The 13,747-nt window shown below is 32.5% G+C and carries 17 protein-coding genes; 5 read left to right on the top strand and 12 right to left on the bottom strand.

All coding sequences use genetic code 11. The features are described 5' to 3' along the window. Nucleotides 1–78: 78 nt before the first annotated feature. From HHL23_RS00175 to HHL23_RS00150, 6 genes are all read right to left on the bottom strand, one after another. Nucleotides 79–609: a hypothetical protein gene (locus HHL23_RS00175; RefSeq protein WP_169232840.1), complete on the bottom strand. Its 531-nt coding sequence runs from the start codon at nucleotides 607–609 to the stop codon at nucleotides 79–81. Nucleotides 610–702: 93 nt separating this feature from the next. Further along, a complete protein-coding gene (locus HHL23_RS00170) occupies nucleotides 703–1,575 on the bottom strand; it encodes an aldo/keto reductase (protein WP_169232839.1) in 873 nt (290 codons plus the stop codon). 21 nt (nucleotides 1,576–1,596) lie between these two features. Further along, nucleotides 1,597–2,187 (bottom strand): hypothetical protein, encoded by a 591-nt coding sequence (locus HHL23_RS00165; RefSeq protein WP_169232838.1) that lies wholly within the window; start codon nucleotides 2,185–2,187, stop codon nucleotides 1,597–1,599. A gap of 124 nt (nucleotides 2,188–2,311) precedes the next feature. Beyond that, nucleotides 2,312–2,848, bottom strand: a complete 537-nt coding sequence (locus HHL23_RS00160; protein ID WP_169232837.1) for a hypothetical protein — start codon at nucleotides 2,846–2,848, stop codon at nucleotides 2,312–2,314. 202 nt (nucleotides 2,849–3,050) lie between these two features. After that, nucleotides 3,051–3,347 carry a DUF2695 domain-containing protein gene (locus tag HHL23_RS00155; RefSeq protein ID WP_169232836.1) on the bottom strand — a complete coding sequence of 99 codons (297 nt, stop codon included), beginning with the start codon at nucleotides 3,345–3,347 and terminating at the stop codon, nucleotides 3,051–3,053. Between the two features lie 123 nt (nucleotides 3,348–3,470). Further along, nucleotides 3,471–4,328 carry a GLPGLI family protein gene (locus HHL23_RS00150; protein WP_169232835.1) on the bottom strand — a complete coding sequence of 286 codons (858 nt, stop codon included), beginning with the start codon at nucleotides 4,326–4,328 and terminating at the stop codon, nucleotides 3,471–3,473. Nucleotides 4,329–4,768: 440 nt separating this feature from the next. On the opposite strand from HHL23_RS00150, the gene HHL23_RS00145 reads away from it, so the two are divergent. The 5 genes from HHL23_RS00145 (at nucleotide 4,769) to HHL23_RS00125 (ending at nucleotide 7,275) form a co-directional block, all read left to right on the top strand. After that, entirely contained in the window at nucleotides 4,769–4,987 is a 219-nt protein-coding gene (locus HHL23_RS00145) for a helix-turn-helix domain-containing protein (protein ID WP_169232834.1), read from the top strand. Between the two features lie 98 nt (nucleotides 4,988–5,085). Beyond that, nucleotides 5,086–5,259 (top strand): helix-turn-helix domain-containing protein, encoded by a 174-nt coding sequence (locus tag HHL23_RS00140; RefSeq protein ID WP_228464518.1) that lies wholly within the window; start codon nucleotides 5,086–5,088, stop codon nucleotides 5,257–5,259. Between the two features lie 590 nt (nucleotides 5,260–5,849). Next, on the top strand, nucleotides 5,850–6,074 hold the full coding sequence (locus HHL23_RS00135; RefSeq protein ID WP_169232833.1) for a hypothetical protein: 225 nt from the start codon (nucleotides 5,850–5,852) through the stop codon (nucleotides 6,072–6,074). 72 nt (nucleotides 6,075–6,146) lie between these two features. Continuing rightward, nucleotides 6,147–6,437: a helix-turn-helix domain-containing protein gene (locus HHL23_RS00130; protein ID WP_169232832.1), complete on the top strand. Its 291-nt coding sequence runs from the start codon at nucleotides 6,147–6,149 to the stop codon at nucleotides 6,435–6,437. Beyond that, nucleotides 6,418–7,275: a reverse transcriptase family protein gene (locus HHL23_RS00125; protein ID WP_169232831.1), complete on the top strand. Its 858-nt coding sequence runs from the start codon at nucleotides 6,418–6,420 to the stop codon at nucleotides 7,273–7,275. Before HHL23_RS00130 ends, HHL23_RS00125 begins: the two co-directional genes overlap by 20 nt. Nucleotides 7,276–7,449: 174 nt before the next feature. Here HHL23_RS00125 and HHL23_RS00120 read toward each other — a convergent pair whose 3' ends face one another. The 6 genes from HHL23_RS00120 to HHL23_RS00100 form a co-directional block, all read right to left on the bottom strand. Further along, nucleotides 7,450–9,111 (bottom strand): hypothetical protein, encoded by a 1,662-nt coding sequence (locus HHL23_RS00120; protein ID WP_169232830.1) that lies wholly within the window; start codon nucleotides 9,109–9,111, stop codon nucleotides 7,450–7,452. Nucleotides 9,112–9,403: 292 nt separating this feature from the next. Further along, entirely contained in the window at nucleotides 9,404–10,303 is a 900-nt protein-coding gene (locus HHL23_RS00115; protein WP_169232829.1) for an alpha/beta hydrolase family protein, read from the bottom strand. Between the two features lie 91 nt (nucleotides 10,304–10,394). Next, nucleotides 10,395–12,020 carry a chaperonin GroEL gene (groL, locus tag HHL23_RS00110; protein WP_169232828.1) on the bottom strand — a complete coding sequence of 542 codons (1,626 nt, stop codon included), beginning with the start codon at nucleotides 12,018–12,020 and terminating at the stop codon, nucleotides 10,395–10,397. A 113-nt stretch (nucleotides 12,021–12,133) separates the two neighbouring features. Beyond that, the gene (locus HHL23_RS00105; protein ID WP_034723531.1) at nucleotides 12,134–12,412 is read right to left on the bottom strand and encodes a co-chaperone GroES; all 279 of its coding nucleotides are present in this window, start codon (nucleotides 12,410–12,412) and stop codon (nucleotides 12,134–12,136) included. A 174-nt stretch (nucleotides 12,413–12,586) separates the two neighbouring features. Next, nucleotides 12,587–12,721: a hypothetical protein gene (locus tag HHL23_RS22700; RefSeq protein ID WP_262484382.1), complete on the bottom strand. Its 135-nt coding sequence runs from the start codon at nucleotides 12,719–12,721 to the stop codon at nucleotides 12,587–12,589. A 259-nt stretch (nucleotides 12,722–12,980) separates the two neighbouring features. Then, entirely contained in the window at nucleotides 12,981–13,700 is a 720-nt protein-coding gene (locus HHL23_RS00100) for a DUF3108 domain-containing protein (RefSeq protein ID WP_169232827.1), read from the bottom strand. Nucleotides 13,701–13,747 lie beyond the last annotated feature (47 nt).

The following is a 13,747-nucleotide window of genomic DNA, read 5'->3' as shown; positions in this document are numbered from 1 at the left end:
TAAAAAAGTATTATAACTGGCGTATATTTTTGAACTTAAAAGTGTCTTGGTCTATTCGTAGGATGTTAAAGAACTTATTCACAATTTTTTAATTCTGTCATCATTTCGTTCGTACAATTTTGTTTTTTTTAGTCCGTAATTGTTGATTCTTATAGTAGGGGAATTGAATTGCCAATCTGGAAGATGATTATACAGCTCATTGGTTAATTTTTCGATTCCAGGTGTGTGTCTGCCAAGTTCATAACTGCCTTTGTCCGTAATTATTTCCAGACCTTCTTCTTTTGTATGTTTTGAAATTGGAATACTAAATGAATGTACTGAAATGATTTCATCCCATTTTATAAATTCCAATGGGGTTTTCTGCTTATTGTAAAATCCTTCATTTGTATATTGGAAATCACCATCATATTTCTCTAATTGATCGGCTTCTTTTTCAACGGAATCATAATCCTCTTTATCATTGGGGAAATATATTTTTGCACCTGAAAAACAAATAACAACGAAACAAGTGAAAATAATAAGATAAGATATTCCTTCGCTGTCAAAAACAGGATAGTTAAAAAAAATAAGCACTACAATTATACAGCTTATTACAATTATTTTTTTCATTAGAAACCTCTGTTTGTAATTTTAAATCTCCTTTTTCAATAGTAAAATTATTAGATTGCATCTTTGCTTACACCCGAAAAGCAGATCAAAAAATTAAGGAACCGGAACACCCGCACTTTCTGACCAAAGCGCGAACCAATCCTGTAACTCCATATTAACCGTGGTGGCTTTCATTAGGTTGGCTAATCTTGACGGATCAGCGGTGCCACAAACCGGTAAAATCCCGGCAGGATGTTTTAAAATCCATGCGAGAAGAAGAATATCTGCTGGAGCATCATATTTGATAGAAAGATCTCCCAATATCTTTTTTAAACGCTGCGTCTCATCATTATCCTGTTTAAAAACAATACCCAAGGGTGACCAGCACATCGGTGTAATACGGCGAGTCTGCATATGATCTAAACTTCCGTTGGTCATCGCATCAAAATCGGTGATAGAAAAGCTGATTTGGTTATAATTGACTTTGATTTTTGTTTCAATCAGATCCGTTTGTAGTGGCGTAAAATTGGAAACACCAAAATCCAGAATTTTCCCGTCCTGTTTAAGTTTTTCGATGGCTTCTGCAATTTCATCAGCGCTCATTAACGGGCTGGGACGATGCAGCAACAGTAAGTCTAAATAATCCGTTTGCAGGTTCTTCAGTGACTGTTCTACTGATTCAATAATATATGAAGCAGAATAATCGTAATGCTTTACGGAGTTATTTCTTTTGTCGGATTGCATTTGAATACCGCACTTAGAGATCAGCTGTATTTTGCTCCGATCGATCTTACTTTCGTTGAAAGCTTTTCCAAAAGCCAATTCCGTGGTATAGTCTCCGTAAATATCTGCATGATCAAAAGTTGTGATGTTATTTTCCAGACAACAGTTCATCAATTCGATCATCTGCTGAGTGTTGCAGTTTTTACCCCAAACTCCCCAGGTCATGGTACCGGCAATAATCTTTGAAAACGGTATTTTAGTCATGTTTTAATTTCATATAAATTTTTAACTCTCTTTTTCAATCATAAAACCATGAGACTGCAGATATTCATCAATATCAACGTCAAAAGGAACATCAAAGCCATTATTTAAGTCATACAAACCGGCTCCGGTCTCTGAGGATTCTAAAAATCCAAGAATTTTAGACTGCGTTTTTTCTTTGGCGTTTCTCCAGCAGCTCATTAAGAAATCACTTTCCAAACCGAACTGGTTTTCCCAGTAATGAGCATAATCCAAATGACCATCTTCATCCAGATAGGCCGAATAATCAATATTATTTTCCTCCAAAACTCTTTTACAGAGTTCCTGAACGTCAGTGGAGGAGTAGTCTTCCAATGAATGCTCTTTTAAATGGAGTTCTGCAATCTGAATGGTTTTGTCCGGAGAATAATATTCATAATTGGGTAAGGCAAATAAAAAGCTTAAAGGACTTGAAGCGTAATAATATAAGCTGATTACTTCAATTTTTTTATCATCCTCCCTGAATTTATATTTAGAGCTTAGAACATCAACTAAGAAATTGGTAACTGCTTTTTCTCTGGGAAGCAGGAAAGTGTTTTTAAAGGCTTCATCAATTTTTTGTTCTATTTTCTTCATGTCTTGTTCACTTTTTTTTGTGGGTGTAAAAATAAGGAAACCCTTCTGGAAAATAGAACGGCTTAATTTTATTTGACATATTTTTTTTGATGGGTTACAAGCGGAATGCTTTTTAGTAGAGTAATTATTGTCTAAGTTCCTTATCGTAGTGTTTTTGTGTTCTGTAATACCATAGTGAAAATCCGACAACCATTAATACAATCCCTATGATTGATAAGATGAGTATAGGAATAGCTGTATAGACTTTAATATTTTCTTGATTTTTCTTCAGGTTTTTCTCAGTATGAAAGGCTGTATCACCTAATAACAAATTATCTAGTTCAAATTCTTTTAGTTTTTCATAATCTCTTTCAAAATCCTCTTTGTTATTTATTTTTGAATATTCCGATTCAGAAATTTTTAATGTATTTTCTATCCCATAATTGACTTTTATTTTTATTCTACGCATTTCAATTTTCTCATCAAGAATTATTCTTTTCGAATCATTCTGGGATTTTTCCAACAGAATTTTTGAATGACTTATGTTACTATTATTAATGCTATTCTCAAAGGATTGTTGATTATTTACGAGAATATAAATAGATAGTGAGAAAATTGCTAATCCAAAGATAGATATGAATTTGTATAGATTGTCTGTTGGTATGTCTGGAGTCTTAAACATTACGGTTGTAGTTTTTATTTGCAGTTAAAACTCAAATTTAAACATTGTACAAATATCAAACTTATACAATTTTTCTAATCTTGCATATTTTAATAAATTATCAGATTTATATTTAAAACTGTAAATTTATTTGTGAGTTGAAGCTATCACATCATTCTTTGAACATAAATGATGAGACTCGTGCTAGCTCGGAGTGAATATTTTAATTTTCAAATTTTTCTTCGACATTTGCTAAAATTTCACAGTCACAGTAGCCTCCGTTTTCAGCTAGCCAACTTAAAACATTTTCAGCATTTATAATTTTATTCTTTTTCAAAAATTCTGTTGTTAATTTCGGAGTGTCATCACAGCCCATTTGTTCTAATTGATTATCCAGATAGTCAAATAAATTCTCAAAATACTTTCTATCTATAGGTAGGCTTTTTTCAAATTCTTCCTTCTGTTTTTGCCTCAACTCATTCAGGATTTGTTTTCTTCGTTCTTTTTCGTTTTTGTCCATATCTGTTAATCGTAATTTGGTGTTGATCACTTTTTTCATCGATAGTTGTAATATTTCGGAGACCTTACAAATTGAAGCATTACATCAGCATAATAAATTCTCGCGTCAGCGCGAGTTAGCTTTTTATTTATACAATTCTCTTTCAATGAAATTATTAGTCTTTTTTAAAGTTTCTTCTGCCATTTGTTCTTTTCTTATAATTAAATCTTGTTTTGTTAACGGGCTTCCATTTTCATCAGAAAATATCGTTTCTGACATTTCTGAAGAACTATGAATAATTTTTATATTCTTTGCCGGGTCTTTTTTATATTCGTTCCAGAGTTGATTAAATTTTTCATGAGTCAGAAAAATTTCTTTCATTTTTGAATCCATCAATAAGGGTTCATCATTGAGTTTTTTACTTCCAACCAGGTTGAAAACATGATCCCCTTTTTCGTCTCCGATATTTAAGATTAAACCGGGAAGGCCACAAAATTTATAAGGTCCATCCTGTATTTGGATATCATTGGTGAACCAGGCAATCCAGTTCCTTCCGCCAAAAGCGGTGGTTGCTTTTTGAACTTTAAAACCTTCAATGGTTTTTGTTTCAGGAAAAATAGTCCAGTTTATTTTATGATTTTCTTTTAAAGCGACGTTGCTGGCGTTGAGAGAAGTATGGTAAATGGTTTCCAAATTAGGATAGGCTTTAGAAACCCGGAAATTAACTTTTGCTTTTTTAATTTTTCTCATATCAATGACCATAGATTGTAAAGCTTTTCCTTTTTCAAATTCTGTTTTAAAAAGGGAATCTCTGGTGATCAACAAAGCACTATAGAAGTTGGAACCCCCTTTTGTAATGTCAAGATTCATGATTTCTTTTTCAACGTTTTCTTTGTGTAAAGAATCCATTTTAAAAGAATATTCATAGGTAAATCTTTGATTTTGAGCAAACAAGAAAGAAGAGGCGAAAATGAAAATTAAAAGGATAGTGAGTTTTCTCATTTTTTGATTAATGGGTTTTAAATGTAGTTTTTTGTTTGAATTACAACTGATACCCAAATTTAAGCATTGCATTGAAATTAGACACAAACAAATCGCTTTACAAAAGAGCGATTTATATATTATTTGAAATAAGTATTTCTTTGGTTTTTGGTTGGAAATGAGCAAGATACTTGCTTTGAAGGCAGGCTGCTGTTAAATATGTTATTTCTGCTTCTTATCTAGAGTTATGGTTAGCTTATTTTTCTTTTGTTCTATGTTCACCATTTGTCCTTCTTTAAACCAGTTTATCAAGCCATTTTCCCTTGAGACGTATCTCCAGAACAGTTTTCATTTTGTAATTACCTGTCTGATATCTTGTATGAATTTTAAGTCTTCTTGAATTAATCATTGTCATGTAATTATATGACAAATTTGTCAACAAATTAGCTGACATTTGATTTATGACCAGAGAGAAGTTAAAGATAGAATTGGGTAAGCAAATTGTTATGCTTCGTCAGCAGAAGGGCTGGAGCCAGTCTGATCTTGCCCGTGCCTGCAATAAAGACCGCCAGGCTATTGAAAAACTGGAAAATGGTAAAGTAAACCCCACTCTTTATACTTTGCTTGAAATAGCAACTGCTTTGGAAGTTTCTTTGCCGGAACTGGTGGATTTGGTTTGATATATAAAATTTCCTAATTGCTTGATAATGGTAATTGCAATGGATAGAATTGAATTTAGAATAGCTTTTGGTAAAAGAGTTGAAAATTTATAAAGAAGATGGAATTAAGCTATCGGGAGTTAGCTCAAAAATGTGATGTAGACCATAGTAATATCAGCAAAATTGAGAAAGGAGAAGTTGATTTAAGAATTTCAACAATACAGGAACTAGCTAAAGGCTTAGAAGTACATCCTCAAGAATTATTTAATTTCAAAATAGATGAGAAATCCTAGCGAGAGTTGGGATTTGTCTTAGAATAAAAAACCAAGTTCGGAAGGGATTATAGTTATTTACAGTTGGAAGACTATACGAAAAGGGATAAAGCTAAGTTTTGAATATTTTTTTTAAAAAATTATCAACTGATTATCATTTGTTTATGTTTTATTCAAAAAATATTTATGCAGATTTTATTAACTGTGAGTAATTTTTTCATATATTTGCATCAGTAGTTCTTTGAAAATGTTTTTAAAGTTAATAACTGAGTAGAGTTTATTTTTATTTAATGTGAATTAAATACCTCACAATTGAGGCTTTTCAGACCAAACCTTTCCGCCCTCTAACCCTTTCCTCCAATCATCAGGAAATAGACATTATCAATTATTTAATTGTTAACTTCTAGATTAATCCATTTGATAATCAGGATAAGATTTAATTGAGAATTAGGTAGAAACGATTTTAGTTTGATATATGCTTTCATCTATTTATGGAAGCAGGGAAGTTAAAGAGTGCATAGAGAACATTGCTTACGTATTCGGTTATTGGCTATATATTGTTAAGAATTAGCAGGGAGCAATAGTGCCCCAATAATTTAAAAACGAATATTATGTCTAGATTAAAAAGACTTAAAAACATTGATGGTTTGATTGAAAATTTACAAACTATCATTTCACAGAGCCAGTGTTCTCTTTCGGAGATTGAATTGAATTTGTTAAACGAGGCTATTGCCAAGTTAATGATGTTAAGAAGTAAAAAGGGCTTAACTGATAAGCAGTATCAGATTGAAATATCTGATATTTTAGAGTTAATCTATAATTTCTTAACAAAATAATTTAAGTTATGAATTCAATACAACTATTTAGTAATCTTCGACACTTCTTTAAACTTTTTTAATACATTGATTATGGATTTAGGTACTACAATACGGAATATCAGAAAGCAAAGGGGGCAAACTCAAAAAGAGTTTGCTACTTCTTGTGGTATTACACAAACTTATTTATCCCAAATCGAATCAAATTCTAAGGAACCTAATTTATCAAAACTAAAAGAAATTAGTGCTTGTTTAGATATGCCATTACCTATTTTATTTTTTCTTTCATTAGGTAATGAAGATGTTAAACCAGAAAAACGTGATGCTTTTAATCTAATCAATCCATCGGTTAAATCTCTGGTAAATGAATTCTTTAAAGTCTAGAATTTGTTCACATTTTCCTTCTATAGTGAGATTCCCAGAAAGGGAGCTTAAAGAATTGATGGTTTTTTTGGATAGCTATTATGATGAATGGGAAATTGTTAAAAATGACAAAGCTACTGGACTTCCAAAAACTTATAAGGATGGAACTGTTAAAAAAAGATATATTAGACCGTCTATTTCAAAATTAAAAATTTTACAGGGTAGGATAAAAATTAATATTCTTGAGAAAATTGGACTTCCAAGTAATGTTCATGGTGGGGTTAAGAAAAAGAATAATATAACTAATGCTAAAAAACATCAAGGAAATAAGTATGTTCTTACAACGGATTTACAAGAATTTTTTCCGTCGGTTAAATCTACTATAGTCCATCAAACATTTATAGATTTAGGATTTAATAAACAATTTGCATTTTATATTACAAGATTTGTTACCTGGAAAGGGGAGTTGCCACAAGGAGCATCAACTAGTACACACATTGCAAATATTGTTTTTCTTAAAATTGATAATCAATTAATCACATTTTGCGAACAGTATAATATTACTTATACACGATTCGTTGATGATTTAACTTTTTCTTCTCAACAAGACTTTCAACATGTTATTTCTGATATTTTAGAGATTGTAAAAAGTTGTGGTTTCAAACTAAGTATGAGAAAAACTAAATATTCTGGTAATCAGATTATTACTGGAATAAAAGTTTTCAATCATAAAATTGATGCTCCTGAAAAAATTATTGAGAAAGTTGAAATTGAGAAACAACTTCCAGATGAAATTCCAAAATATTTAACATTATATAGAGAACGAATATTAAAAACTAATAAACGACGTTCTAAATAATATTCTTACTTTGCATAAACATCTGAAGTTTTTTAGTTATAAAAGTATCTACAATTTCTCTCTCTAAGCTCTGGTGGATCTGGAGAATGTTTTAAAACTTTTATTTTATTGATGTAAAATTTATACTTTTTATGCAGTTGGTTTATATTTTTTGAATATAATATTATCATAGATTTATTCTTCAATATCGAAATCAAATATTTTATAATTGGGTTTTTTAAAATAAGGATAATATATATTTATCATTTTTTGTTGATTTCCCTCTTCAATAAAGAACGTAAATGATTTATCAATAAAAGTATTTTCAATCAATTCTCGAAACCATTTTAAGGTGTATATTCTAAATTCATTGTTGTACATAATGAATGTTGGTGTATTGATGAGAAAAATTCCTTCTACTACATCTGGTATTACGAATGTAGAGTTATTATTAATTACCTGAAAATGCTCTTGCAGAAATGATATATTCTCCGTTAAAAATTTTATTTTCCTTTTCATTGTTTTATTATAATTTCTTTTATTTGTTTCAAAATAAGCATAGTCATTTTTGTAATTATTCATATCGTATCTGCTTACCAAATGCTTACTATCACAAATGTAAATTTTGTTGTTTGTAATAAATACAAAATCTAATTCTCCACAATCTGCATTATCAATATTAATATTTTGATTATTCCATTTTTTTAGATTTTTAATATTTCTATCGAAAATAATGTTATTTTTTTTCAAAATTTTTTCTGCAGCATTTTCCAAAATTTTATCATTTTTCACATATACTGACTTTACATAACTTTCAAAACAATCATTTTTCCACTCATCAGGACATTTATTCCATCCAAATGCATTTGTTGTAAGGGAAACCATACTTTCAACAAAAGATTCTCTACTAATAATCGAATATGGATTTCCATCAATTTTCCATACTAGTATTGGTCGATATAAGAATTTATTAATATTATGAGGTTTGTAAACTTCTTCACTTACAGTCATTTTGTTTTCTCTATTTAAGGTTAATCCACTGAAAATTTTATTTCCAGTTTCAATAGGGACATTAAAAAAATGATTAAGATTTATTGCAAAATATTTCCATTCAATGAAACCATATTTCCCAGAGTCTAACGAATCATGAATTATTTGAAATGTATTTGGGATGTTGTCAAAGTCTGTGTTAAAACATTTTTTAAAGGCTTCTTTAAATTCTATAATGTGGTTTTCATCAACCACTGCGTCTTGTAGATGTTCAGGATGTTCTTTTCCAAATTCTTCTAAAATAAGCTCATAGTGATGTTTATGGTCAAAATAGAATAAATCTTGTTCAGTGAATTTTAGATCAATACAGTCTTCCACAAGATGTTGTTCTGCTAAAAGATTAGAAATTGAAAACATAAAATTACCTAAGTATAGAAGCTCATCAATTGTATTTTCTTTTTCTTTCAAATATTCTTCACTGCCTTGAATTGTTGAGTTTAGATCTAAATCACAAGCTTGTTCTAAACATAATTTTAGTATCCTTCGATAAACCGCAAAATCTTGATTTCTCATTTGTTTAATCGGTGAATAATTAGGATTTTCAGCATGAAATAAACAAGAGAAATCATGTAATAAGAACAACCCAAGATAGAATGAAGAGTCAGTTTGTGTCTTTAAAAGATTTAGAAATTTATTTTGAAACCAGTCTAAAGAGAAAAATAAAATTTCTTTCATTTCTTGTTCAGAATAATCTTTTTTTCCAAATTTTTCAATTAAATCAATTGATATTATAGGTCTAATTTTATTAATTGTTGCTTCCGTATACCAAGCAATTAATCTTCCGTTTGGAGTGAAATATATAGGCATAGTTTTTTATAAGTTTGTAGGTGTTGACCAAATTTAGTTATTGCAATTATGCATTTATGTATAATAATGTTGTTTTTATATTAGTTTTTGCTAGATTAAAATTTTATCATAATATTTCCTTACGGGAAACCATAGTCCAAACAAAAAACCGCCCTGTAAAATAGAATGGTTAGTATATTAAATTGCCTCGGTCGCTGACCGTTACATCATTCCTGGCATTCCACACACATTGGCATAGCAGGTTCAACGCTCTTCACTTCAGTGATCTGCTTTAAGCATGTGAACAGATGTTTTATTTTGAAGATTTAGATTTTTTACTATTCAATGCTTTTTGTTGTATCCATTGTACAGCAGTATCAAGAGGAGCTGTATCATTGCTGGAAGAAGTATTGTGCCCCAGTTTAGGAAAAGAAATATATTCGAAAGGTTTTCCTTGTGCTTTAAGGGTGTTCAATTGTTCTATACACAACTTTACCGGAATCTGTATGTCTTTTTCACCAAAAAGCCAAAGCCCGGGAATTGAAAGGGTGCTTAGATAGGTTTTTGGGTCAGTCGCTGCAAATTGGTACCTGTCCGGATCATTTTTGGTATGTTCAATGGCATCTGCTTCTGTATGATTTTCCCAAAAACTATTGTTTCCATTGGTATAAAACTGAAATCGAAGTTGTTCCAGAGTGGTAATGGTAGGCCCGCTAAATAAAACCATAAATTTAATTTGCGGATTTTTGCTTGCCGCCATCGGGATGATCCATCCTGCCTGGCTAAACCCGACTAATCCAATGGGTATTTTTTTATCTTTCAGATAGGTTCGAAATGTTTTTACTGCTGCATTGGCATCGTGAGCCAATAAATTAAGATTAACAGTGTCGATATTATTCGTGCCAACAGATGGCCCTACATACACACCACCAGATTCTCCAACTCCACGTTTGTCATAGGTCAATACAGCAATGCCTTCTTTGGCAAGACGTTTTGCGAAGTCCATTTCTCTTTTTACCGGATCAGATCCGTGAACAATGACAACTGCTGCAAAGGAGTTTTTAGGTAGTAAAATTGAGCCTGCGAGAGTGATACCCTGACTTTCAAACTTTACATCCTGAATGGTAAAGTCGGTCGATTGTGAAAATACCATTTCTGGTAAAGCTATTAATAGCAGCCAAATAAAGACGTTAGAAAAAAAGTTGATTTTCATGTGTTATAGTTACTCATCAAATATAATAAAAAACCGCCCTATAAAATAGAACGGTTTATATATTAAATTGTCTCAGCGACACGCTGCGCTATTACATCATTCCTGGCATTCCACCTCCCATTGGCATAGCAGGTTCAGCGCTTTTCACTTCTGTGATAACACATTCAGTTGTTAACAACATTCCTGAAACAGAAGCTGCATTTTCAAGGGCAACTCTTGTTACTTTCGTAGGGTCAATGATTCCTGCTTCAAGCATGTTTACATACTCGTCAGTTTTCGCATTGTATCCGAAGTCTCCGCTGCCTTCAGCAACTTTAGCAACGATTACAGAACCTTCACCTCCTGCGTTAGCAACGATTTGTCTTAATGGCTCCTCGATCGCTCTTTTTACGATTTTGATTCCTGTAGTTTCATCAGCATTAATACCTTGAAGATTTTCTAAAGCAGAGATCGCTCTTACAAAAGCAACACCACCACCTGCAACGATACCTTCTTCAACAGCTGCTCTCGTAGCGTTTAATGCATCATCAACTCTGTCTTTTTTCTCTTTCATTTCAACTTCAGAAGCTGCACCTACGTAAAGTACGGCAACACCACCAGCTAATTTAGCCAATCTCTCCTGTAGTTTTTCTCTGTCGTAGTCAGAAGTAGTAGTTTCCATCTGAGCTTTGATCTGGCTTACTCTACCTTTGATCTTGCTTTCGTCACCACCACCGTTTACAACAGTTGTATTGTCTTTATCGATAGATACTTTCTCAGCAGTTCCCAACATATCTAGAGATACGTTTTCCATTGTGAAACCTTGCTCTTCAGAAATAACCTGTCCACCAGTTAAGATAGCGATATCTTCCAACATTGCTTTTCTTCTGTCTCCGAATCCTGGAGCTTTTACAGCAGCAATTTTAAGAGAACCTCTTAATTTGTTTACTACTAAAGTTGCCAAAGCTTCACCTTCAACTTCTTCAGAAATAATTAATAAAGATTTTCCGCTTTGTGCGATTGGTTCAAGAACTGGAAGTAATTCTTTCATGGAAGAGATTTTTTTCTCTACTAAAAGAATGTAAGGGTTTTCAAGTTCAACTAACATTTTTTCAGGGTTGGTCACGAAGTATGGCGACTGGTAACCTCTGTCAAACTGCATACCTTCTACAACATCTACTGTTGTATCGATACCTTTAGCTTCTTCTACAGTGATAACGCCTTCTTTACCAACTTTTCCGAAAGCTTCAGCGATCAAAGATCCGATTGTTTCGTCATTGTTAGCAGAAACAGAAGCTACTTGCTTTACCATTTCTGTAGAATCACCAACTTGCTTAGACTGCTCTTTAAGGTTAGCAACAACAGCAGCTACTGCTTTGTCGATTCCTCTTTTTAAGTCCATTGGGTTGGCACCGGCAGCTACATTCTTAAGACCTTCTCTTACGATAGCCTGTGCTAAAACAGTAGCAGTAGTAGTACCATCTCCTGCGATATCATTAGTTTTGGAAGCCACTTCTTTTACCATTTGCGCTCCCATATTTTCTACTCTGTCTTCAAGTTCGATCTCTTTTGCAACAGACACACCGTCTTTAGTTACGTGAGGTGCACCGAAAGATTTTTCAATCACAACGTTTCTTCCTTTTGGTCCTAACGTTACTTTTACTGCATTAGCCAATGCATCAACCCCTCTTTTTAAAGCGTCTCTTGATTCAATATCGAATTTTATTTCTTTTGCCATTTTTATATAGATATTAGATGTTAGACGTCAGATGTTAGACGCCAAGCATTATTTAAAAATTATTTTTTTTATTCAGTTTTAAGTCTGAAATCTGCTGTCTTGTATCTGGAGTCTTATCCAATAACTCCTAAAAGATCTCCTTCCTTAACGATTAAGAAATCTTTTCCGTCTAATTTTAATTCAGAACCTGAATATTTTCCATAAAGAACTTTGTCACCTACCTGAACAGTTGTAGGCTCATCTTTTTTACCTGGACCTACTGCTACTACAGTACCTTCCTGCGGCTTTTCCTTCGCAGTGTCCGGAATAATAATACCTGAAGCTGTTTTAGTTTCTGCAGCGATAGGCTCGATAAGAACTCTGTCTGCTAATGGTTTAAAGTTTACTGACATAATATATTTTATTTTTTTATTAATTCTCCATTATAAATCTCTAAATGTATGCCATGAGGCCCTGATGGATGAAATGGCAGAATTTTGATTCCCAGTGTGAAAATTTGGCAGAAAAATGAAAAAATAAAGCCGGAAACTTCCGGCTTTTGTATTGAACTCTAATGATTCGTTGAATTATGGGCAGTGCTGTCCCGGCCCGATCCATAAAGTACATTTTCCCTGATCGTCGCGTTCGCAACAGACCAATCTCGCCGCTCCTCCCATAATGGATTTTTGGGCGTCTCTGCTTAATGATTTAGCATTTTTCATAGGTAATATTTTGTTTATTGTACGTGCCTGAACATTTAATGTCAATCAGGATTTTGACGATTTGATGTGATAGTGTATGTCAAAGATAAAAAAAATCAGAATCATATTATACACTATTTGTAGATTTATTTGTGGAGTTTGTATTTTGATAATCAGTATTTTAAATGCTGTATTGTAGAAAGGTCGTAGTAATGGGTTATTATTAATTTTGAACATTAAAAAGAAAAAGTTTACCATTACGGTAAACTTTGCAGATTCATTATTGAATGGTTTCCAGTGTCATTTTTTTACCACCGAGGTCCATATCCTGTTTCAGGATCTTTCGGGTTTCTGTATCGATGTAATACGTAACAATCGTTGTCTTGTCTCTGATATCGTCGGTTGTTTTTACGGCCCATACTTTTTTTCCGCTGTAATCTGTTTTCTTTACATCCAGTATATAGGCTTTGATGAGTCCTTTCTTAGCATCCGGATTATAATCGAAAATAGAGAGGTCTGTAGTATAATTTTCTTTCAGGGGAGAAAACCTGATGAGCATAGGATAGCTGCTGCTGTCAAAATAATCTGCAGCATCCATTTCGATATGGTCTTTTTTCTGTGATTTTTTGTCAAGATAATACCCTGTTATTTTAGTCTTACCCGATTTTAGAACCATATCTCTCATCATATTAAAAGACGAATGATAGACGGGCTGGAAATTAGCAGTTTTTACAATGGTAGAATCTGTCCACTTAGCATCCGGTGCCTGTTTCAGCTTTACAGTAGTTTTGATGAGCAGATCGGTTTTGTTTAATTTTTTGAGTTCTGTAATAATGCTTCCAATCTCTATTTTTGTGCCTGCATTTTCTGCGTACCAAACAGCTTCCGATGTTTCATCTTTGATTAGTTTAGGATCAATAGTGCTGTTGGCTGGGGTGAGCAGTTTTTGTGAAAATAAATTAATGCTGCTTACCAATAAAAGAACAAGAAATGGTTTCATGGTTTTTATCATGATAAGTAGATTGGGTTCTCAGAATGTTACATTTA

The organism is Chryseobacterium antibioticum (genome assembly GCF_012927325.1).
Lineage (GTDB): Bacteria > Bacteroidota > Bacteroidia > Flavobacteriales > Weeksellaceae > Chryseobacterium > Chryseobacterium antibioticum.
Note: the sequence above shows the minus strand (reverse complement) of the source record. Positions and strands in the feature narration are given on the sequence as shown.